Source organism: Streptomyces sp. R-07 (assembly GCF_049913175.1).
GTDB lineage: Bacteria > Actinomycetota > Actinomycetes > Streptomycetales > Streptomycetaceae > Streptomyces.
The window spans coordinates 8,206,867-8,227,189 of record NZ_CP183978.1; the positions used below are offsets into that span (position 1 = coordinate 8,206,867).

Consider the following 20,323-nt stretch of genomic DNA (forward strand, 5'->3'; position numbering starts at 1 on the left):
GGTCATTGCGGGACAGCCCTTAGGCGGTTTCGTTTGGATCAAGGTGGGGGTGAGTGATGGTGGTGGTTCTCGGGTGGCACCCTGGAGCGATGGGATCTGGAACCGACGTCACTGAGAACGACCTGCGGCACCTGCTCAATGAGTGGGATCCGATCGGCGTCGGTGACGACGTGCAGGACGAGTACGACTGCATGCTCGCCCCTTTGCTCCAGCGCCTCCGTGGTGGCGCCGACCAGGCGGAAATCGGGGAGTTCCTGCGGTACGAGCTGGAGGATCACTTCGGTCTCGACCCACTGGGCCTGAGGCCAGACGCAATGGCCGGCCGATTGATCGCCTGGTGGACATCTGTCGGCAGGGCCGATGGCGCCGGCTGTGTGTAGCCGCTTCTTCCAGATCGTCTGATCGTTTGTCCGGGTGTGCCGTTGACTGACGCGCAGTGGGCGCGGATCGAGCCGTTGCTTCCGGACCGGGCGCCGAAGCGGGGTGGCCGGTGGCGGGACCACCGAGAGGTCATCGACGCCATCGCCTGGAAGTTTCAGACCGGGGCACAGTGGATGCGGCTGCCGGAGAAGTACGGCAACTGGCGGGGTGTATACAACCGGCTGCGGATGTGGTCCGTCGACGGTACTTGGGAGCGGGTGTTCACCGCGCTTCTGGCCCAGGCGGACGTCGACGAGGAGCTGAACTGGGTCGTCTCGGTGGAATCCACGATTGTGCGGGCCCACCAGCACGCGGCCGGGGCCCGTAAAAAGGGGCCCCGGTTGGTGAGCCGGACGACCACGCCATCGGGCGATCCCGCGGCGGGCTGACCACGAAGATCCATCTCGTGGCCGACGGCAACTGCCGGCCCCTGGCCTTCCACCTCACTGCCGGACAGGCCGGTGATGCACCTGCCTTCGCTGACGTGATGGCCCGCCTGCGAGTTCCGCGAAGGCGTGGACGACCTCGGACCCGGCCAGTGGCCGGGTTGGCCGGCAAGGCGTATTCGTCACGGGCCATCCGTGAACACCTTCGGCGGCGAGGCATCCGCGCGGTCATCCCCGTTCCAGCCGATCAACGCGGCCACCGTCTGCGACGCGGCAGCAGGGGTGGCAGACCGCCCGCCTTCGACCGCGAGGCATACAAGCAGCGCAACACCGTCGAACGTTGCATCAACCGCTTGAAACAGTGGCGCGGGATCGCCACCCGCTATGAGAAGTCAGCGGCCATCTACCTGGTCGGACTGCACGTCGCGGGCATCTTTCTCTGGTCGGCGAGATGATCCGGAAGGGGCGCCCAGCGGCGATGCGCGATCGCAGTGTCCTGCTCAGTCATCGAACCACACGACGAGGCGCACGTTGCCATCCCCATGCTGTGCTGCGAGTTCCTTCATGGCTTTCCAAACAGGTTGCCACTCGCCGGTTTCGGAGACCGCATCTCTGCGGCGGATGATGACTGATCTGTAGAGCGTGTCCCGAACGAGCCACTCACTTCCTTCGGGCCACTCCCGTACCTCGCCCGCTCTGAGACCGACAGCTTCGGCGAATGCGCGACTCCAGGAGGCTTTGCCTGTCATCCTGAGCCCGCTCGGGGTCTGGCGGTACTCGTGAAGCCGGCTGTCGGGCTTTTCGGCGGGCTCGTCCCAGTCGACGGCCTTCACCTCGGCCCACGTGATCCACGTGGTGCCGTGAAAGCCATCCTCGCCGTACCACTCGGTCAGCTGGGCGAACCGCGCAGTCGCAGCGGCCGAGGCATCGGCGGGCAGACCCCGGTATGCGGCCAAGGGACGGAAGTTCGCGTAGTTGCGGACCCCAAAGAGGCAACCGAAAGCGTCGTAGTCACGGCCCCCGTAAAGGGAGCTGAGGTCGTGTGCGGTGTACCAGGTCGGCTCCTGATTGTCCCGCGGCGCCCGATATTCGAGGAAGCCGCTTATGTCTGTACCCATGCCAGGCATTCTGCCGACGCCGTCAACTGATTTCGTCTGCACCGGATCGACGACCTGCGCACATGTGGGCTGCCTGGCCAGAGGGGCCTGCGGAGAGGAGCGGCGCGCTGCACCCAGACGGGGCCTTCCTGCCAGTGCATGAACCGCGGCTCCGACCGCGGTCCCGGTGTACACGGTTGTGACCGAAGCCGACGGCATGTAATCCGAACGAAACGGCCTAGCGCGGCGCTACGCCTCGTGCGCCCGGGTCAGCCGGTCGAGTCCCGCCGTGACCTCGGCAAGGTCGTCCTCATCCCCCCGAGGCCGGGCATGACGAGGCGTCCCCCCCGCCGTGCAGACCCGCCTCGTCCGCTCCCGATGGCGGGGCGGTACGCGGGTGATGGCGGAGGAGTGCGACTCAGTGGTCGTAGCGGCCCGTGTCTATCTCCCAGCGGTGGTAGCCGGCGATCCAGGCGGCGAGGCCGTCGACGTACCGGCGGGCCGCCTCGCGTCCGGCCGGGGTGAGGCCGAGGACGTCGCAGATCTCCGGGACTTCGGACGACAGCTCCACGAAACGGTCGACCATCATCTGCGCCTCGCGCATCACCTGGACGGCCGCCTCCTCGGGGGTCCCGCCGCGTTCCTCGCGGACGATCATCACCAGGTTGGCGACGTCACCCCGCGCGAGTTCCTGGGCGTACGAGTGCACGTCGTTGGTGAACGAGGGTATATCGGCGGCCAGTTGGCGCATCCGTCGGAAGGCCGGGTGGTGCAGGATCTCCTGCGGCAGTTCGAACCGGTTGAGCCGCTCGACCATGTCGAAGAGCGTCTCCATGGCGGCCGTGCCCCGGCGGAGCGCCAGATAGCCCTCCCGGTCCGGGAGTCGGCCGGAGAGCCGGCCGGCGGCCTCGGCGGGGTGGCACGCGAAGTACCACTCCCAGTTGTAGGCGGACCGGGCGCGCCACCGGGCCGACATGCCGCGGACGCTGCGCTCCCAGAGGTCGGCGAAGGCCTGCTCGACGGGGGTACGGACGTCGGGCGCGGGGCCGTCCCCGTGCAGAAGGCCCGTCAGGCGGGTGCATATCTCGGCCACTTGGGCGGGCGCCCGGCCGAGGTCGGAGTCGAACCGGTCGTCGAAGAGGAAGTAGAAGCTGAGCAGGTCCGCGGCGAGGACGAGGTCGTCCGCGGCGACGTCGGGGCTGGTGAAGGCGGCGAGCCGCGGTACGTCCCACCTGCCGTACGCGGGCAGGTCGATGGTGGCCGCAAGCCCTTCGTGGTGGAGCAACCACCGCTGGTGGCGCGGCCCTATGGACATCTGGTGCGGATTGCTGCGAGGCGGGAACGGTAGATCGAGCAACGCGGCGTTGGACATCAACCCCCCAAGTTCTGATCCGGGGGTGATCACCGAACACCCCCGGCGCGATCGAAGAGTACTTGAATTGATCATCAACTGCCAGGAGCGTCACGCAGATAGCTTTCAAGCCAACGGAGGAATGGCCTCCGGATCGGCTCCCGGGTAACGGGTGCGTGGTGTCGGTCGCATGTTCCCTCGTTCGTCGTCGGGAGTGGTTCGTCCGGTGTCCGCGCAACCGTGGGCGGGGGAGCGCGTTGGGGTTGCCGTGACACCCGGTGCAGTGACGGTTCTGCATTCGGGACCTGCGGGTTCTGCGTCGACCCCCGGTCTTGGTGGGTCGGTGACGAGAGCGAAGATCTGGATGGTGCGCGGTGCCGGAGATGTGGACTCGGGGCGAGGGACACGATGCCCGGTTCGTGGACTGCTTCCGGGACGCTCACGCCCTGGTCGGACGTGACGGGGAGCTCGCCGGGCTTCGGGACGCCGTGTCCCGGCACCGGCTGGTCACCGTCACCGGAGCTGCCGGGACGGGGAAGAGCCGGCTGGCCCTCGCCGCCGTCACGTCACCCCTCGACGGCCCCTGGCAGACGGTGGTCCGGGTGCGGTGGCACGACGGGATTCCCGTGGGGCGCCGGGCGTTGACGGCGCGGGTCGCCCGGGCGCTGAGCAGCGCCGGCCTGCCCTGGGAGCCGGTACGCAGCACGGACCGCGCCGAGCCCGCTCACGCCGGTCCCGTACGTACGGACCGCGCCGAGCCCGCTCACGCCGGTCCCGTACGCACGGACCTCGTCGTGCCCGCTCACCTCGATCCGACACGTACGGACCTCGTCGTGCCCGCTCACCCCGATCCGGCTCGTACGGGTCGCGCCGCGCCCGCTCACGCCGGTCCGGCCGGTGCCATGCTGCTCTTCCTCGACGATGTCGATCCCGTGCACACGGAAAGCATCGGCCTCGTCCAGACGCTGCTGATGGCCCAGCCCGAGGTACGGGTCCTGGTCACCGCGCGGCGGCCCCTCGGGCTGGGCGACGAGAAGGTGATCAGGCTGGAGCCCCTGCCGGTGGAGACGGCACCGGGCCGGGCGGGACCTTCCCCCGCCGCGGAACTCCTGGTCTCCCGCGCCCGGGAGCGCGGATGGAGCGAGGAACACGACCCGGCGGCCGTGGCCCGGGTGTGCCACCTCCTGGAGGGCGTACCCCTGGCCCTCGAACTGGCAGCGGGCCGGCTCGGGGAGTGGACGATGGAGGAGCTGGCCACCCACCTCGAATCCGGTCAGTGCCGGCTGGCCGACCCGGCCCCGCTCCTGCTGCGGCACCGCACCCTGCGCACCTCCATCGGCGCCGTCCACGCCCTGTGCGAACCGGCGCAGCGCAAGGTCTGGCGCCGGCTCAGCGTCTTCGCCGGGCCCTTCACCGAGGCGGCGGCGGTGTTCGTGTGCTCGGGCTCCGACCTCGCACCGCACGAGGTGCCCCCCGCCCTGGCGACGCTGAGCGCCACGGGCGTGCTGCAGACGCCAGGGGACCCGGGCGCGGTGTGCCCGCCCCGTTACCGCATGGCCCGGGCCGCACGCGACTTCGGTACGGAACGGCTCGCGGCGGCGGGCGAGCGGCCGATGACGCGCGACCGGCACGCCGTCCACTTCCGCGGTGTGGCGGCCGTCGCCGAGACCCTGTGGAACACGGGCCTCCAACGACAGGCGCTCCAGACCGTCCAGGACGAGCACGAGGAACTCACCTCGCTCGTGCATCGCGCCGCGGACGGGGCCGGTCACGCCGAGACGGCCCTGGAGATCCTGCTGCACCTCTGGTTCTGGTGGGCGGTTCACGACCACGCCAGAGAAGGCAGCGCCCACTTGCACGTACTGCTGCCCCGACTGCCCGCCGACAGCCCGCTCTTGGCCCGGGCCCGATGGCTCGCGGCCTGGCTCAGCGCGGCGTGGGACCCCCGCGGGGCGCACCACCTGCTGTCCCTCGCCTGGCCGGCGGCCGTGCTCGCCGGCGACGACGCCCTCCTCGGCCGGATCGCCCACGTGCACGGAACCCTGGCGTGGCAGCGGCAGGATCCCGCAGCGGCCGCCGAGCACTACCGGCAGGCGGCGGACACCACGCCCAGCGGCGCGCCCGGAGGCCCGCCGGCGGCCGTGAGCCTGGCCGCCCTGGCCGTCGTCCAGGCCCACCACGCCCCCGGGGCGGCGGCGCGCACCGCCCGCCGGGCGCTCGCGCAGCCGAACTGCGCGAACGACGCCTGGGCCACGGCGCTGGCCCACTACGCCCGCGCCTTCGCCGACCACCGCGCCGGGCGCACCGGCCGCGCGCGGCACCGCGCCCGGCGCGCTCTGGCGGACCTCGACGCCCGGCTGGACGCGCCGCAGGCCCGCCGTGCCCTGCGCCTTCTCCTTGCCGCCCTGGACCTCGAAGCGACGGCGACCGGCGCGTCGATGCGGCACCCCCGCCCGCATGTCCCCGGGCCCCGCGAGGGAGCGCAGACCCCTCCGGCCGCGGCCAGCCTGGCCCAGAGGTGAGCACCTTCGGAGTCAGGACGGCCCCGGCCGGCCACGAAGGCAAGGGCCACGAAGGCAAGGGCCGCCACCGAGGGGGCGTCCCCCCACAGCGGCGACCCTGTCCCGGCCCGGGCCGCCCCGGACGCGGCGTACGCCTCGTTCAGCTCAGCCTGAACGCGGCGGACGCCTGATTCAGTTCGGCCCGGACTCGCCGTACGCCTCGTTCGGCCCAGCCAGCCAGCCAGCCAGCCAGCCAGCCAGCCAGCCAGTCAGCCCAGCCCCGCTCCGTGAGCTGTCTGATTCGGCTCAGCTCAGCTCAGCCCGGCCGCGGCGTACGCCTCGATCGCGTCGCGCTGGTACGCGGCGAGGCCCGGGGCGATCGCCTCGTACGCCGCGCGCCACTGCTCGTTGTCCACGCAGGAGCGCCCGATGGCCCGGTACTCCTCGACGGAGACGGTACGCAGTTCCGTCAGGGCCCGGTACTGGGCGTCCGTCTCGGCCTGTACGGCTTCCGCGTCGGCCGGCAGGCCCGCGGCCATCAGTTCGGCGAGCCGGACCATCCGGGCCGTGCGCTCGCGCTGCCCGGCCTCGACGTCCTGCGGGGTCATCGAGGTCACCCGGCGGGCGACCGCCTCGGCGTGCTCGGGGAAGTCGCGCAGGCTCTCCTCGTACTGGGCGGGCTGCACGCCCTCGAACAGGTTCTCGGGTCGGTTGATCGCGGTCATGGATGTGCCGTCCTTCCTGGACTGCTCCAGTTCGCTGATCGTGCGGGAGACGGTGCCGGCCAGGGCGTCGAGCCGGTCCCGTTCGGCGAGCAGCCGTCGGTGGTGGCCGCGCAGGGCCTCCACCTCGTCGACCTGCTCGGCGAGGATCCGCCCGATCTCGGGCAGTCCCAGGCCCAGGGCTCGCAGAACGAGGACCTGCTGCAACCGCAGGAGCTGCTGCTCCCCGTAGTAGCGGTGGCCGCCGGCGCCGATCCGGGCCGGCGGCAGCAGCCCGATCTCGTCGTAGTGCCGCAGGGTGCGGGCGGTCACGCCCGACATCCGGGCGACCTCCGCGATCGGCCAGTCCATCGCCGCCTCCCACACGAGTGCGTCGCAGGGCCGGTCTCTCCGGCCCTGGTCAGGACGGTAGAAGCTGCCGCAACGGCAACTACAACCCCACGGTCCGGGACGTTACCGGCCCGCGGACAGACGCCGGTGGACCGGTTCCGGCGGGGCTTCCAACCGGCGGAAAACCCTGCGGGAGCGCTCCCAAGCTGGCAGGGTGCGGCGGGTGACGACCGAACCGTTCATCCGCCCGTACCGGCCCTCGGACCGCGCCGCGCTCGGTGACATCTGCGTCAGGACGGCGCACGAGGGCGGCGACTCGTCGTCCCTGTACCCCGACCCGGAGCTGATGCCGACGATCTTCGCGTACCCCTACGTCGAGCTGGAACCCGACCTCGCCTTCGTCCTGGACGACGGCGCCGGCAACGCCGTCGGCTACGTCCTCGGCGCCGCGGACACGGCGGTCTTCGCCGGACGCTTCCGCACCGAGTGGCTGCCCGGCGTGACGGACCGGTATCCGGCGCCCACGGGAGCGGCCCGCACGCCCGCCGAGGAGATGACCGGGCTGCTGCACACGCCGGAACGGATGGTCCGGGACGAACTGACCGGGTTCCCGGCCCACCTCCACATCGACCTGCTGCCCGCGTGGCAGGGCCGGGGGTACGGCCGCGCCCTCGTCCGGACCCTCCTGGAGGCCCTGCGACGGCACGGGGTCCCCGCCGTGCACCTCTGCATGGTGCGCGCGAACACCCCGGCGCGGGCCTTCTACGACCGTCTCGGCTTCCGGCTGCTGCCCGTGGACGACCCCGGCCCCGTCTGGTACCTGGGCAGGCCCACGACGGCACCGTCAGCCGCCTCCGGCGGACGCCCGTAAGAGCCACCGCCGACGTGCGCTCCGGCGCCGAGGAACTCGTACCGAAAAACTTCGGGCGGCGATGTCGAGAACGCGTGGTCCGCTCCGTCCCCGATGTGAGAGCGACCAGAATGGGTCGCACCAGCACCGAGGAGAACACCATGGCGAAGTACCTGCTGCTGAAGCACTACCGCGGCGCCCCGGCACCGGCGAACGACGTCTCCATGGACCAATGGACGCCGGAGGAGATCTCGGCGCACATGCAGTACATGCACGACTTCGCGGCCCGGCTGGAGGAGACCGGCGAGTTCATCGACGGCCAGGCGTTGGCGCCCGAGGGGACGTGGGTCCGGTACGACGGAGAGGGCCGCCCGCCGGTCACCGACGGCCCGTTCGCCGAGACCAAGGACCTCATCGCCGGCTGGATGGTGATCGACGTGGACAGCTACGAGCGCGCCGTCGCGCTGGCCGGGGAACTCTCGGCCGCGCCCGGGGCCGGCGGCAAGCCGATCCACGAGTGGCTGGAGCTGCGCCCGTTCCTGTCCGCGCCGCCCACCATCACGGAGTGACCACCTCCATGGACGAGGCCCTGCTCCGGAGCCTCACCCCGGGCGTGCTCGCCGTCCTCGTCCGCCGCGGAGCCGACTTCGCGGCGGCCGAGGACGCCGTCCAGGACGCCCTGGTGGAGGCGGTCCGCGTCTGGCCGGCCGATCCTCCCCGGGACGCGAAGGGCTGGCTGGTCACGGTGGCCTGGCGCAAGTTCCTGGACGCGACTCGCGCGGACACCGCTCGGCGACGACGCGAGGACCTCGTGGAGGAGGAGCCGGAGCCCGGGCCCGCCCCCGCGGTGGACGACACGCTCCAGCTGTACTTCCTCTGCGCCCACCCGTCACTGACGCCGTCGTCCGCGGTCGCGCTCACCCTGCGCGCCGTCGGCGGGCTGACCACCCGCCAGATCGCCCGGGCGTACCTGGTGCCCGAGGCGACCATGGCGCAGCGCATCAGCCGGGCCAAGCGCACGATCTCCGGTGTCCGGTTCGACCGCCCCGGCGACGTCGCCACCGTGCTGCGCGTCCTCTACCTGGTCTTCAACGAGGGCTACTCCGGTGACGTCGACCTCGCCGCCGAGGCCATTCGGCTCACCCGGCAGCTCGCCGCCGCGATCGACCACCCCGAAGTGGCGGGACTGCTCGCCCTCATGCTGCTCCACCACGCCCGCCGCGCCGCGCGGACCGCGCCCGACGGCAGTCTGGTGCCGCTCGCCGAGCAGGACCGCGGCCGGTGGGACACCGGCGCCATCGCCGAGGGCGTCGAGATCCTGCAGACGGCCCTCGCCCGCGACCGCCTGGGCGAGTTCCAGGCGCAGGCCGCCGTCGCGGCGCTCCACGCCGACGCGCCCACGGCCGAGGAGACCGACTGGGTGCAGATCGTCGAGTGGTACGACGAACTCGCGCGCCTGACGGACAGTCCGGTCGTCCGGCTCAACCGGGCGGTCGCCGTCGGCGAGGCCGACGGACCACGCGCCGGCCTGGCGGCGCTCGCGCAACTGGACGACTCCTTGCCCCGGTACGCGGCTGTGGCGGCGTACCTCCACGAACGCGCCGGCGACCTCACGACGGCGGCGCATCTGTACGCGGAGGCGGCGAAGAAGGCCACCGACATCCTGGAGCGCGACCACCTGACACGTCAGGCCGCGCGGCTCAACACCCGCCTCAACGCCCATCGGGCTCACTGACGGGACACCTTCTCGCTGCCCGGCCCCACCTCACTCGGTTCTCCGGCGAACGTGCCTATTTCACGGAGGAGTTCACGACACGGCGTGTGCACCGTGGAGGCGGTGCGGAGAGCCTATTGAGAAACCTTGTTGAAGAACCCCTTACCCCTGGTTCGCTCTTGATTTGCTCCTGCCAATCCGCACAGGGTTCTCTCGAACGTTTGACGCCCCACACGTCAACACGAGGAGAGAACCACTTTCATGGCAACTCACAAGCGATCCCACGGTCTTCGCAACGCGGTCATAGCCACAGGTGTGGCCGGTGCCGCCACCGCGGCGCTGTTCGCGAGCAATCTCGCCGGGGCAGCCACCCCGGCCGAAGGGACCGTGTACGGACTCGGCGCCCCGGGCGCCGTCAACGGCAGCTTCGTCGTCATCCTCGACGCATCCGCGAACAAGGCGGACCTCGCGAAGAAGTACGGCGGCACCCTCCAGCGCTCGTACGGCTCGAAGGTCAACGGCTTCTCGGCATCGGGACTCACCGTCGAGGAGGCCAAGCGGCTCGCCGCCGACCCGGCCGTCGACACGGTCGTCCAGAACAAGCGCTTCAGCATCAAGGAGACGCAGGAGAAGCCCCCGTCCTGGGGTCTGGACCGGATCGACCAGACCGAGACGGCCGGCGACGACAAGTACACGTATCCCGACGGCGGGGGAGAGGGCGTCACCGCGTACGTCATCGACACCGGCGTCCGGATCTCGCACCAGGACTTCGGCGGCCGGGCCACCCACGGCTTCGACGCCGTCGACAACGACGACTCGGCCGACGACGGCAACGGCCACGGAACCCACGTCGCGGGAACCATCGCCGGCACCTCCCACGGCGTCGCCAAGAAGGCCAAGATCGTCGCCGTGCGGGTGCTCGACGACAACGGCTCCGGCACCACCGAGCAGGTCGTGGCGGGCATCGACTGGGTGACGAAGAACCACTCCGGACCCTCGGTGGCGAACATGAGCCTGGGCGGCGGTGCCGACGAGGCGCTCGACGCCGCGGTCCAGCGCGCCATCGCCTCCGGCGTGACCTTCGCGGTCGCGGCCGGCAACGAGTCCTCCGACGCCGGCCAGGGCTCGCCGGCCCGGGTGCCCGAGGCCCTCACCGTCGCCTCCAGCACCAAGGACGACGAGCAGTCGGACTTCTCCAACTTCGGCGCGGTGGTGGACCTGTACGCCCCCGGCTCGGACATCACGTCCGACTGGAACGACAGCGACACCGGCACCAAGACGATCTCCGGGACGTCCATGGCCACGCCTCACGTGACGGGCGCCGCGGCGCTCTACCTGGCGGCCCACCCGTCGGCGACGCCCGCCGACACGGCCGCCGCACTGACCGGCGCGGCCACGCCGGACGCCATCAAGAACGCCTCCTCCGGCACGGCGAACAAGCTGCTGAAGGTGACGCCGTAACCCGCACCGCCTGAACGCACACCGGATGGCCCTCCACACCGTGGGGGGCCATCCCCTTTCGTACGCGCCCAGCGGCAGCCGTCCGTACAGGTCCGCTGGCTCCCTCCGTACACGCCCACAGGATGCCCCCTGTCGCCGGGAACCGGCCGTGGCGAGAATCTGTCCCTGTGGACGAAGGCTCCCGCGGCGCCGAAGGGGGACGGGCATGAGCGCATGGGTGGTCCCGGGATACACGGAGACCCGCGAGCTGGGCGCGGGCGGCAGCGGACGCGTGGCACTGGCCACCCACGACGCGACCGGCGTGCCGGTCGCCGTGAAGTACCTCAGCGAGCGCCTCCGTTCGGACGAGACGTTCGTCCGCGGATTCCGCTCCGAGGCGCGGCTCCTCGGCACCCTCGACACCCCTCACGTCGTGGGGCTCTACGAGTACGTCGAGGCGCCGCAGGGTGCGGCCATCGTCATGGAGCTGGTCGACGGCGTCGCGTTGCGCGCCCTCCTCGCCCGGGAGGGCTCGACCGGCCCCGAGGCCGCCCTCGCGGTCCTCAAGGGCTCGCTCCTCGGCCTCGCCGCCGCTCACCGGGCGGGCGTCGTCCACCGCGACTACAAGCCGGAGAACGTCCTCGTCGCCGCCGACGGGTCCTCCAAACTGGTCGACTTCGGGATCGCCGCCGGACGCGACAGCCGCCCCGGCATCGCCGGGACACCCGCGTACATGGCACCCGAGCAGTGGAACGGCGCTCCCGCCTCGCCCGCGGCCGACGTCTACGCCGCGACCGCGACCTTCTTCGAGTGCCTGACCGGACACAAGCCCTTCGCGGGCCACAACTTCGCCGAACTCGCCCTCCAGCACCTGGAGGCGCCCGTACCCGACGGACAGGCCCCGGAGCCGCTGCGCCCGCTCATCCGCCGGGGCCTCGCCAAGGCCCCGCACGAGCGGCCGGAGAACGCCGACGCGTTCGTCAGCGAACTGGAGTCGGTCGCCACGGCCGCGTACGGACCGGACTGGGAGGAGCGGGGACGAGGCCGGCTCGCCGCGCTCGCCGCCCTCCTGCCGCTCCTGTTCCCGTCCTCGGGCGGTACGGCCCAGGGCACGACCGCGCTCGCCACGACGACCCTGACCGGACCGCCGCCACGCCTCCGTCGACGCTTCCCCCGCGGGCTGCCCGCGGGAGCGGCCGCACTGCTCCTCGCGCTGCTGCTCGCCCTCGCCGCCCGGGCCGGGGGAGAGGAAGCGGACGGGGACGTGGCGGCCCAGGCCTTCGCGACGACGCACACGTCACCGGGCCCGAGCGCGTCGCCGACGAGTACACCGCCCCCGACACCCACCTCCACACCGACTCCGACAACCGAGGAGCCCCCGACTCCGTCGGACACCCCCGAGGCCTCCCCGACGTACGGGACGACGACCGAGCCCGTGCCCACGACCACCGATCCGACGCCCCCGCCCACCACCACACCCGCCACCACCCCACCCACCACGCCACCGACGACCCCGCCCACCACGGCCCCGACGCGGCCGCCCGCCTCGGTCACGGACGTCTCCGTCACGAGCCTGCGCCAGACCGGGCCGACGGCAGCCGAGGCCACCATCGACATCACGACGGACGGAACGGGGCCGGTGACACTCCTCGTCGAGTGGTTCACCGGCGACGAGAAGGGCGCGCCGGGCACGCCGGACGGTTCCGAGACCCTCCGGCGCGAGGGGGCCGGCCGGTACACCCTGACGCTTCCGCACGTGGTCGGGGGCGCCGGCTGCTACTGGGGCGTGCGCGCGACCACGGACCCCGCCGCCGCGAACGGCGGCTCCCTGCAACAGATCTTCATCAGGCGGTGTGTGATCACATGAACGACGACGCCTACAGCGCCACCGAACTCGGCAGCCACTGGTTCGAGGGCCCGACACCGGAGCCGACGCCCGACCGGGTGGAGGGCGAAGTGCTGCGCTTCGGCCCGGGGGTGACCGCGGCCGCCGCGCGACGCGCCGAGAACACCCCCACCGCGGCACAGATCTGGCACGGCACCCTGCCCGGCACCCCGCCACCCCGCCGGCCCCGCTCGCGGTGGCCGCTGCGGTACGCGCCCGCGGCCGTGGTGCTGCTCGCCGTCCTGGCCTTCCTCGCCTGGCGCGAGTACGGCCCCCGGGTCTCGGTCCGGGACGTCGCGGTCACCGCCCCCGAGGGGACGCTCGGCTGCGACGGCACGGCGAACGTGGTGGGCGTCGTACGCACCGACGGCCGCCCGGGCACCCTCACGTACCACTGGGAACGCAGCGACGGCACCCACTCCGCCCCCCTGCGCGAGACGCTGTCGGCCGGCCAGAAGGAGGCCCGGCTCCACCTCCTGTGGACCTTCCAGGGCCCCGGCGCCCACCGCGCCGTGGCTCGCCTGGTACTCACGTCCCCCACCCCCCACACAGCCGAGGGCACCTTCACGTACCGCTGCGGGTGAGAAGACGGCAGGACAGGACACGTTCCCTGACGTCGCGGCCCGGCCCCGCCTCCACGCGGTACAGCCGGGCCTCCGGGACGCGGCTCACGGCGTCCGACAGCACACCGCCCGTGAACAGGGCACCGACCCCGTCCTCCACCGCCCACCCGGCGGGAAGCGCACCCGTCGCCACGGCCGCCCGGTAGGAAGCGCGCCGCCCCGGCTCACTGTCGTAGTGGGGGCAGACCGAGCCGTGCAGCAGGCCCAGTCCGTCGGACAGATGCGTCAGCGGCCCGAAGGAGTCGGTGTGCGAGCCGTCGGCCCAGCAGTTGGCGCCGGCGCTGATCCCGCAGAGCAGGGTCCCTCGGTCGTACGCCTCGCACAGCAGGCGGTCCACACCATGCGCCCGCCACACCGCGAGCAGGTTCGCGGTGTTGCCCCCACCCACGTACACGACGTCCTGCGAGAGCAGGAACGTTCGCAGGGCGTCGTCGTCGAGTTCGCGGCGGAAGAGGGAGAGGACGCTGGGCTCACAGCTGCGCGACCGATACGCCGCGAGAAACCGCTCGACGTAGGCGGGGGCGTCACCACTCGCCGTGGGGACGAAACAGACCCTGGGCCGAGCGGTGCGCACCTGATCGAGTACCCAATCGTCCAGCAGACCGTCGTCGTCGGTGGAGAAACCGCCACCGAGAAGAGCCAGCCGACGCTCGGGAACGGCAGCCACGGGGTGCCTCCTCACACAACTCCGACACGATGCGACGGGTTGATCCTTTCGCCGGACGGACCGCCGGCGCAAGAGCTGTGCCGGAGCCGGGAGGGCTCCGGCGCTCATCGCTTTCCCCGTGCGGGCCGCGACCCTCCCGCCGTCAGGACACCACGCGCAGGTGGGTCGGCCAGCCGAAGCCGTCGCGGTTGAAGAGGCGGAACATCTTCTTGATGTCGTCCGGGCTCAGCTTCACGCAGCCGTTGGACTTGTAGTCGCGGGCGCCGTCCCAGCGGCGGGCCTCGGTGCTGCCCTGGCTGCCGTCGCGGTTCATCTCGGAGTGGATGAGCATCTCCGTCCGCGTGAGGGTGCCCTTGGAGCACTTCATGTCCTGGAGGTAGACGGCGTAGCCCTTGACGAGGTTGCCGTTGTACGTGGTGGACTTGAGCCTGATCTTCCAATTGCCGTTCGGCAGCCAGCCCTTGGCCCGCTTGCAGTCGTCCGTGAAGCCGAGGCCCGATCCGGCTCGGTAGACGGCCCACGGCTTGTCGGTCCTGCCCTTGTAGACCAGGAGCCGCGAGTCGGTGGGGTCCTCCGGGTTCTTGTCGAAGACCAGCGTCGTCGGACCGGTCGGCGTCGGTACCGGGGCGGGCCCCTGTGCGGCGGCGCCCGGCGCCAGGGCCAGGACGGTCGCCAAGGCCCCGGCGATCAGGGTCCCGCGCAGGTGACGTCCGTTGCTGTTCATGTGCTTCCCTCGTGCTCTCCGCACGGCCCGGTGCCCAGGCCGCGCATGTCTGGGGGTGACGCTGGGCGGGGCGGGCCGTGCGGCCCGCCCCCGGTGCGCGGTCAGGCGACGGCCAGGCGTACCTCCGCCTTCTTCTCTCCGCCGAACCCGCCCCTGAACGTGAAGGAGAACTGCTCCCGGACCCCGGTGCCGCACGCGCTCTTCCGCCGAGAAACGCCGTTGCTCGCGTTGATACGGACCAGGGCGCACTTCCCGTCGGCGCGGGTGTCCTGGAGCCAGCCGGACACCGTCAGCTGGTCGCCCGTGCAGCGGATGGACCAGCCGGCCGACGCCCCGCCGATCACCGGGGACGCGGAGGTCGAACAGGCGGCCGCGCTCGCCGGGCCGGCGGTGCCGAGCGCCAGCCCACCGGCGAGGACGGAGGCCGAGACGACGGAGGTGATGGTCTTGAGGACAGCGGACATGGGGGACCCCTTCGGGCAGCGTGCTGACAGGAAGCGGACCGGAATGCGGACCCGGACGAGTCGCCCGCCGAAGGGGCGGACCGTCCGGGAGTGCCGGCCGCCGAACCAGCATCGCCGGGGCGGCCGGGTGCGGGAAGACGATCCCGTCCGCTTGCCGAGGCGCATCGATGCAGCCTGCATGGCAGGGCTCTGACCTGGTGTCATGTCCCGGTGCATGACGGCTGCCCGAGGCTCACCGCATGCTCGGGCGGCGCGCTCTCCGCCCCTCCCTCACACCGAGGCGGAGGGCAGCGGGCTCGCGCCCCTCTGATAGGCGGGTGCCCTGACGGGAGGGCGCTGTTCCACCAGAAGGGCCAGCCAGGTGTCCACGTCGACCCGGCCGGTCTCGGCGAGGCGGTGCGTGCGCTGGAAGAACCTCAGGTCCTGGACGGTGGCCGCGGTGAACCTCCCCGACACCGCCGTACCGCCCTGGCCCACGTTGTTCAGGAGTTCCTGCGCGGCGCGCACCTCGGAGGTCCCTGACTCGTGGCCGATCACCTTCACCAGCTCCGGCCAGGTCAGCGCGCCCACCTTGCCGTCGACCGGCAGGTCGTGCCGCTGCTGGAAGTCCATCACGGCTTCCCGGGTGTCCTCCCGGAAGAACCCGTCGGCCCGCACCTTGTAGCCGTGCGCGTTGAGCAGGTGCTGCAGGGCGCGGGCGCGGGTGAACTGGTCCTCCTCGCCCATGACCAGCAAGGGCCACTGGTAGGGCGCCTCGCTCGCGGAGACGGCACCGGCCGTACCGCCGGTCGTGGCCTCGCGGTCCCGGGCGGAGAGCCGTTCGTTGACGACGACACCCGCGGTGAACGCCAGCACCATGGCCGCCGTGACCAGGACCGGCCGCAGCCACGGAGAACGCTGCCGGCCGGTGGCGCCTGGGCCGTGCGGGCCGGCTCGGCCAGGTGAGTGTTCCCCGTCGAGCTCGTCGGGTACGTCGGGTACATCGAGCGCGTCGGGTACGGGAGGGTCGTCGCCTGCCGCAGAGGCGGTTGCGGAGGGAGCATGGCCGCCGTCGGCGGACCGCTGGCGGCCGTTCTCCCGCAGGGCGGCCCGGAACAGCGCCCGCGCCTCCTCGAGTTCCGCCGCCGGAGCACGTAACTGGGTGTGCAGTGTCTCCACCACCCTCAGGGGAGCGGTCGAGAGGTGCTTCGGGTTGAGGTAGCGCGACAGTGTCGTCTGATCGACGCCCAACCGTGCGGCCAGGGCCTGTTGTGTGGGCCGGGTGCCACCGGTCGGGCTCCCGGCCTCCTCCCACCAGCGGCGCAACAGCCGCGCCAGCTGCGCCGAGGCGCTCTGTGCCTGCTCCATGTACGTGTCCTCCCTGTCGTCACGCGGAACAGCCGGCCTCCGCACCGCCTGCATGGCGGCATAACAGCAGGTCAGGTCTGTGCATGACGGCAGGCGCCGATGCATCGGCGGCAGCGGCGCTGATCGTAACGAGGCCGTCCGGCCCTCCCGTACGGTCACATGCCGCCCGCCCGAAGCCCCGGCAGGGTCCTCGACCGCGAGGCCACGCCCGCCCCCGCACTCGGGGACGGCTGGAGCGGCGACCCTGGTGGACGACCCGGGTTCACCCGTACGAGTGCCCGGACGGCGGGGCACTGAAGGACCGACTCACCCGGAGGAAGGACCCGGCGGCATCACGAGGCCGGCGGCTCGCCTCTCACCGTGCGTGCGTGGCGATCCGTTCCATCAGCGGCGTCGGCAGCCCCGGGTTCTCCGCGGCGGCGCCGGCGAGCGTCTCGTCGGGGCCGGCGATCAGCGACTCCAGGACCGGGACCGGGAGAGCAGGGTGGGCGGCCGCGTACCGTCGTACGTCCGGGTCTTCGGCGGCCAGGCAGAGCAGCAGCGTCTCGGGGCGTGCGGCCGGGTGGCGGGCGATCTGCCGCCGTACGCGACAGCCGGTGGCCGGGTTCGTCACCATGCGGTGCAACAGGGCGGCGGGGCAGTCGGGGTGAGCGACGACAGAGCTGAAGACGTGCGGACCGTGCCGGTCCACCAGTTCGGCGAGCTGATCGGGCGCCAGTTCCGGGCGCGCGGCGATCCGTCGGGCCACCCCGGGGTCCGGGTCGGCGACGAGTCGCTCGACGAGGTCGCCCGGCAGTTGGGTTCGGTCGGCGACGAGCGCCCTGACCTGGGCCACCCGGCTGGAGGCCAGGGTGCGGAGTTCGAGCTCCGTGGCGGATTCGACGCGGGGCGCCGGCTCGCCGGGCAGCCGTTCGTGGGTGGCGACGGTGACGAGCAGGTCGAGCGGGACGGCAGGGTTCTCGGTGATCGCACGGCGGACTTCAGGAGCGGGGTCGGAGGCGAGGGTACGCAGCAGGGCTTCGGGGACGGCGGAGTTGGCGGCGATCACGGCGCGGACGTCGGCGGTGGGGTGTGCGGCGAGCCGGTCGAGGAATTCGGTCGGCAGGTCCGTGCGGGCCGCGAACGTCGTGACCGTCCAGACCTCGGGAGCGTCCAGGAACGCGGCGAGTCCCGCGGGCGGCACGGCAGGGTGACCGGCCGCCGCCAGCCGGACGCGCCGGACGCCGGGAGCGTGGTCGGGGCAGGCCGCTTCGCGCCGGTGGCAGGCGCCGCAGCGGGTCGGTGCCGGGTGACCGCCGTCGGCGAGAAGGGCGGAGAGCAGGGCGGCGGGCGCGTTCTCGTTGCCGGCGACGGCCTCTCGTACGACGGTGCTGGGGTGGCGGGCGAGTCGGGGAAGCAGCACGGGAGGGAGGCGGGGGTTCCCGGCGGCGCTCGCCACGACCCGCGGGTCCGGGTCGTGGGCGAGGGTGGCGATGACGTCGGCGGGCGCGTCGAGGTCTTCGCAGCCGACCTCCTGGCGGGTTTCCGGATCGGGATCGCGGGCGGCTTCCCACCAGACGGCGCCCGGCGCCACCCCGCCGAGTACTGCGTCGAGTGTCCGTCCCGGATGGTCTTCGGGAACGTCGGGCCACGGCACCGGCCCGCTCCGCACCAGATGCCTGGTGAGCGGGGTATCGCCGAGGGCGAGCAGTGCGTCGACCTGCGAGGGCGTCAGGCGCTCGCGCGTGGCCGGCGCGTACAGAACGTCCTCGTCGCCGCATGCCACGAGCCGGGCGAACAGGTCGCCGCTCAGAGCCGGGTTCTCGGCCAGCCCCAGCAGTGCGTCCCGCACACGGTCCTCCCCGGCGGAATACGGTGTCGATCCCGGCGCCACCGCTCGTGGGTGCCGACCACGGGACGATGCAACAGCAAGGCCGGCCGGTGAGTCCACCTCATATCGTCAGCGTACGAGTGTGGCCCGTGTTGTTCGCGTGTGCCGGGAGCGACCGCTCCGCGTACAGGAGGATCGCCGCGCCCGTCAGTACCAGCAGCGCGAGCACCGTCCACAGGTGCCACGGTCCCGCGTCGAGAAGGAATCCCAGGAGCATGGGCGCGATGGTGCGGCAGACCGACCAGGACAGCTGGTAGACCGACAGGTACCGGCCCCGCAGGTGGTCGGGGGCCGCTTGGACGGACAGGCTCTGCGAGGGTGCGGAGTGGACGAGTTCGCCGGCGGTGTAGAGCGCGGCGACCGCCAGGACGGCGATGAGGGCGTCCGCGCCGCGCACGAGCTGGGGGAGGACGGCGAAGGCGGCGAACGAGAGTGCGAAGGTGGCCGCACCGAGCGCCGCCGTACGGGTGCGTCTGCCGCGCGAGGTCAGGCGGGCGGCGAGGACGCCGAGTGCGGCGATCAGTACGGTGTTGACCGCGAAGACGGCCCCGGCCAGGGCGTCGGGCATGGCGAGGTCGCGGGTGAGGAAGACCGGCAGGGCCATGGCCTGGGTGGTGTAGCCGAAGGCGATGAGGAAGTTGGCCGTGGTGATGAGCAGATACGGCCGGTCGGCGAGCACCTGCTTGTACCCGCCGCGCGTGTCCGGCCGCTCGGCGACGCCGCGGACGTGGGGGATCCGGGCGACGAGTACCGCGGCGACGGCGAAGACCGCCGCCAGAGCCTCGGCGGCGACGATGAAGCCCGCGGTTCCGTTCCAGGCGAGCATGCCGGCCGCGGCGAGGCTGCCGAAGCCCATTCCGGCGTTGCGCAGGCTGCGGTCCCACGCCAGGAGCCGGTCGCGCTCGGCGCCTTGGGCGATGTCCCCGATGAGTGACTGCTGGCTGGGGGACGAGGCCCACATCCCCACCGCCACCACCAGGGCGATCGTCAGGAAGGCGGGGTAGGAGTCGGCGAACGGGTAGGCGGCGAAGCCGATCGCGCGCAGGGCGAGCACGCCGATGAGTACGCGGCGGCCGCCGAAACGGTCGATGAGGATGCCCGCGGCAGGCATGAAGGCAAGGGCGCTGAGCCCGGCGACCGTGAGTCCCGTGCCGATCGACGTGAGGGACAGGCCGGTGAGTCCATGGATGAACAGCATGGTCAGGGGCACGTAGATGCCGTCGCCGATCGACGTGGCGAGGCTGGAGGCGATGAGACGGCGGCGCGCGGGGACGCCGGTGCCGGAGGGGTGCGCGGTCTGGGGGGCGACCTGAACAACGCGAGTATCTTCCACGGAAGATAATTTATCATCCGTGGAAGATAGAGTGAAGGGATGCAGCCCGACGCCATCGCAGTCATCGTCGATCAGTGGAAGGGCGAGCGCCCCGATCTGGACGCGTCGCCGATGCTCGTCATCGGCCGGCTCTTCCGGCTCACCCACACGCTCGACCAGCGCCTGCGACCGCCGTTCGCCGCCGCCGGCCTGGGCAGCGGCGACTTCGACCTGCTCGCCGCGCTGCGCCGGGCCGGCGAGCCGTACGCCCTGTCCGCGGGCGAACTCAGCCGTACCGCCCTCGTCACCACCGGCGCGATCACCAAGCGCGTCGACCGGCTCGAAGCCCGCGGCCTGGTCGCCAGGACCGTCGACGAGGCCGACTCGCGCGGCCGCCTCATCACCCTCACCGACGAAGGCGTCGCCCTGACCGACGAACTCATCGCCGTCCACCTGGACAACCAGCGCCGGCTCCTCGACGGGCTCGACGGGGACGAGCAGGCGCAGCTGGCGCACCTGCTGGAACGGCTCGCCCGCACGCTGCCGACGGGCGACGACTGAGGCTCCGGAGCGGTGAGCACCGTCTGCACGTCTGCACGTCTGCACGTCTGCACGTCAGC

The 20,323-nt window shown here is 72.1% G+C and carries 19 protein-coding genes; 10 read left to right on the forward strand and 9 right to left on the reverse strand.

Going from position 1 to position 20,323, the window contains the following annotated elements; all coding sequences use genetic code 11:
- Positions 1-89: 89 nt before the first annotated feature.
- Together ACN9M0_RS37410 and ACN9M0_RS37415 are read left to right on the forward strand one after the other, a co-directional pair.
- Positions 90-380, forward strand: a complete 291-nt coding sequence (locus ACN9M0_RS37410) for a hypothetical protein (RefSeq protein ID WP_366042389.1) — start codon at positions 90-92, stop codon at positions 378-380.
- 36 nt (positions 381-416) lie between these two features.
- Positions 417-1,261 (forward strand): IS5 family transposase gene (locus tag ACN9M0_RS37415; RefSeq protein ID WP_426405100.1). Its coding sequence is split into 2 segments (ribosomal slippage): positions 417-773 and positions 776-1,261, totalling 843 coding nucleotides; the frame shifts between segments, so codons are not numbered across the junction.
- 45 nt (positions 1,262-1,306) lie between these two features.
- Here the strand turns inward: ACN9M0_RS37415 and ACN9M0_RS37420 are convergent.
- Positions 1,307-1,924 (reverse strand): hypothetical protein, encoded by a 618-nt coding sequence (locus tag ACN9M0_RS37420; RefSeq protein WP_366042387.1) that lies wholly within the window; start codon positions 1,922-1,924, stop codon positions 1,307-1,309.
- Between the two features lie 397 nt (positions 1,925-2,321).
- Positions 2,322-3,188 (reverse strand): terpene synthase family protein, encoded by an 867-nt coding sequence (locus ACN9M0_RS37425; protein ID WP_366042906.1) that lies wholly within the window; start codon positions 3,186-3,188, stop codon positions 2,322-2,324.
- Positions 3,189-3,673: 485 nt separating this feature from the next.
- Here ACN9M0_RS37425 and ACN9M0_RS37430 point away from each other — a divergent pair, with 485 nt between their 5' ends.
- Positions 3,674-5,776 carry an AAA family ATPase gene (locus tag ACN9M0_RS37430; protein WP_426405101.1) on the forward strand — a complete coding sequence of 701 codons (2,103 nt, stop codon included), beginning with the start codon at positions 3,674-3,676 and terminating at the stop codon, positions 5,774-5,776.
- 290 nt (positions 5,777-6,066) lie between these two features.
- Here ACN9M0_RS37430 and ACN9M0_RS37435 read toward each other — a convergent pair whose 3' ends face one another.
- Positions 6,067-6,828, reverse strand: a complete 762-nt coding sequence (locus ACN9M0_RS37435) for a MerR family transcriptional regulator (protein WP_366042186.1) — start codon at positions 6,826-6,828, stop codon at positions 6,067-6,069.
- A 202-nt stretch (positions 6,829-7,030) separates the two neighbouring features.
- Here ACN9M0_RS37435 and ACN9M0_RS37440 point away from each other — a divergent pair, with 202 nt between their 5' ends.
- The 6 genes from ACN9M0_RS37440 to ACN9M0_RS37465 all read left to right on the forward strand — a co-directional run bounded on the left by ACN9M0_RS37440 (position 7,031) and on the right by ACN9M0_RS37465 (position 13,280).
- The gene (locus tag ACN9M0_RS37440; protein WP_366042185.1) at positions 7,031-7,678 is read left to right on the forward strand and encodes a GNAT family N-acetyltransferase; all 648 of its coding nucleotides are present in this window, start codon (positions 7,031-7,033) and stop codon (positions 7,676-7,678) included.
- A 140-nt stretch (positions 7,679-7,818) separates the two neighbouring features.
- Entirely contained in the window at positions 7,819-8,226 is a 408-nt protein-coding gene (locus ACN9M0_RS37445; RefSeq protein WP_366042189.1) for a YciI family protein, read from the forward strand.
- A gap of 8 nt (positions 8,227-8,234) precedes the next feature.
- Complete coding sequence (locus ACN9M0_RS37450) at positions 8,235-9,392, forward strand: RNA polymerase sigma factor (protein ID WP_426405390.1); 1,158 nt, start codon at positions 8,235-8,237, stop codon at positions 9,390-9,392.
- A 240-nt stretch (positions 9,393-9,632) separates the two neighbouring features.
- Positions 9,633-10,832: a S8 family peptidase gene (locus ACN9M0_RS37455; protein WP_366042184.1), complete on the forward strand. Its 1,200-nt coding sequence runs from the start codon at positions 9,633-9,635 to the stop codon at positions 10,830-10,832.
- Positions 10,833-11,037: 205 nt separating this feature from the next.
- On the forward strand, positions 11,038-12,678 hold the full coding sequence (locus ACN9M0_RS37460; protein WP_426405102.1) for a serine/threonine-protein kinase: 1,641 nt from the start codon (positions 11,038-11,040) through the stop codon (positions 12,676-12,678).
- Positions 12,675-13,280 carry a hypothetical protein gene (locus tag ACN9M0_RS37465; RefSeq protein ID WP_426405103.1) on the forward strand — a complete coding sequence of 202 codons (606 nt, stop codon included), beginning with the start codon at positions 12,675-12,677 and terminating at the stop codon, positions 13,278-13,280. The genes ACN9M0_RS37460 and ACN9M0_RS37465 overlap by 4 nt, the downstream gene beginning before the upstream one ends.
- Here the strand turns inward: ACN9M0_RS37465 and ACN9M0_RS37470 are convergent.
- The 6 genes from ACN9M0_RS37470 to ACN9M0_RS37495 all read right to left on the reverse strand — a co-directional run bounded on the left by ACN9M0_RS37470 (position 13,261) and on the right by ACN9M0_RS37495 (position 19,724).
- Positions 13,261-13,986: a Type 1 glutamine amidotransferase-like domain-containing protein gene (locus ACN9M0_RS37470; protein ID WP_399695035.1), complete on the reverse strand. Its 726-nt coding sequence runs from the start codon at positions 13,984-13,986 to the stop codon at positions 13,261-13,263. The genes ACN9M0_RS37465 and ACN9M0_RS37470 overlap by 20 nt on opposite strands.
- Positions 13,987-14,128: 142 nt before the next feature.
- On the reverse strand, positions 14,129-14,710 hold the full coding sequence (locus tag ACN9M0_RS37475) for a hypothetical protein (protein WP_426405104.1): 582 nt from the start codon (positions 14,708-14,710) through the stop codon (positions 14,129-14,131).
- Between the two features lie 101 nt (positions 14,711-14,811).
- Entirely contained in the window at positions 14,812-15,174 is a 363-nt protein-coding gene (locus ACN9M0_RS37480; RefSeq protein WP_366042179.1) for a hypothetical protein, read from the reverse strand.
- 270 nt (positions 15,175-15,444) lie between these two features.
- On the reverse strand, positions 15,445-16,521 hold the full coding sequence (locus tag ACN9M0_RS37485) for a peptidoglycan-binding protein (protein ID WP_426405105.1): 1,077 nt from the start codon (positions 16,519-16,521) through the stop codon (positions 15,445-15,447).
- Positions 16,522-16,876: 355 nt separating this feature from the next.
- Entirely contained in the window at positions 16,877-18,352 is a 1,476-nt protein-coding gene (locus ACN9M0_RS37490) for a hypothetical protein (protein ID WP_426405106.1), read from the reverse strand.
- A gap of 100 nt (positions 18,353-18,452) precedes the next feature.
- Positions 18,453-19,724 (reverse strand): MFS transporter, encoded by a 1,272-nt coding sequence (locus ACN9M0_RS37495; protein ID WP_426405107.1) that lies wholly within the window; start codon positions 19,722-19,724, stop codon positions 18,453-18,455.
- Positions 19,725-19,763: 39 nt separating this feature from the next.
- Here ACN9M0_RS37495 and ACN9M0_RS37500 point away from each other — a divergent pair, with 39 nt between their 5' ends.
- Entirely contained in the window at positions 19,764-20,264 is a 501-nt protein-coding gene (locus ACN9M0_RS37500) for a MarR family winged helix-turn-helix transcriptional regulator (RefSeq protein WP_426405108.1), read from the forward strand.
- Positions 20,265-20,323 lie beyond the last annotated feature (59 nt).

Bases quoted from the DNA above. Each gene is read 5' to 3' on its own strand.
- ACN9M0_RS37410 (WP_366042389.1), top strand. From the start codon at position 90: ATGGGATCTGGAACCGACGTCACTGAGAACGACCTGCGGCACCTGCTC.
- ACN9M0_RS37420 (WP_366042387.1), bottom strand. From the start codon at position 1,924: ATGGGTACAGACATAAGCGGCTTCCTCGAATATCGGGCGCCGCGGGAC.
- ACN9M0_RS37435 (WP_366042186.1), bottom strand. From the start codon at position 6,828: ATGGACTGGCCGATCGCGGAGGTCGCCCGGATGTCGGGCGTGACCGCC.
- ACN9M0_RS37445 (WP_366042189.1), top strand. From the start codon at position 7,819: ATGGCGAAGTACCTGCTGCTGAAGCACTACCGCGGCGCCCCGGCACCG.
- ACN9M0_RS37450 (WP_426405390.1), top strand. From the start codon at position 8,235: ATGGACGAGGCCCTGCTCCGGAGCCTCACCCCGGGCGTGCTCGCCGTC.
- ACN9M0_RS37455 (WP_366042184.1), top strand. From the start codon at position 9,633: ATGGCAACTCACAAGCGATCCCACGGTCTTCGCAACGCGGTCATAGCC.
- ACN9M0_RS37460 (WP_426405102.1), top strand. From the start codon at position 11,038: ATGAGCGCATGGGTGGTCCCGGGATACACGGAGACCCGCGAGCTGGGC.
- ACN9M0_RS37465 (WP_426405103.1), top strand. From the start codon at position 12,675: ATGAACGACGACGCCTACAGCGCCACCGAACTCGGCAGCCACTGGTTC.
- ACN9M0_RS37475 (WP_426405104.1), bottom strand. From the start codon at position 14,710: ATGAACAGCAACGGACGTCACCTGCGCGGGACCCTGATCGCCGGGGCC.
- ACN9M0_RS37480 (WP_366042179.1), bottom strand. From the start codon at position 15,174: ATGTCCGCTGTCCTCAAGACCATCACCTCCGTCGTCTCGGCCTCCGTC.
- ACN9M0_RS37485 (WP_426405105.1), bottom strand. From the start codon at position 16,521: ATGGAGCAGGCACAGAGCGCCTCGGCGCAGCTGGCGCGGCTGTTGCGC.
- ACN9M0_RS37500 (WP_426405108.1), top strand. From the start codon at position 19,764: ATGCAGCCCGACGCCATCGCAGTCATCGTCGATCAGTGGAAGGGCGAG.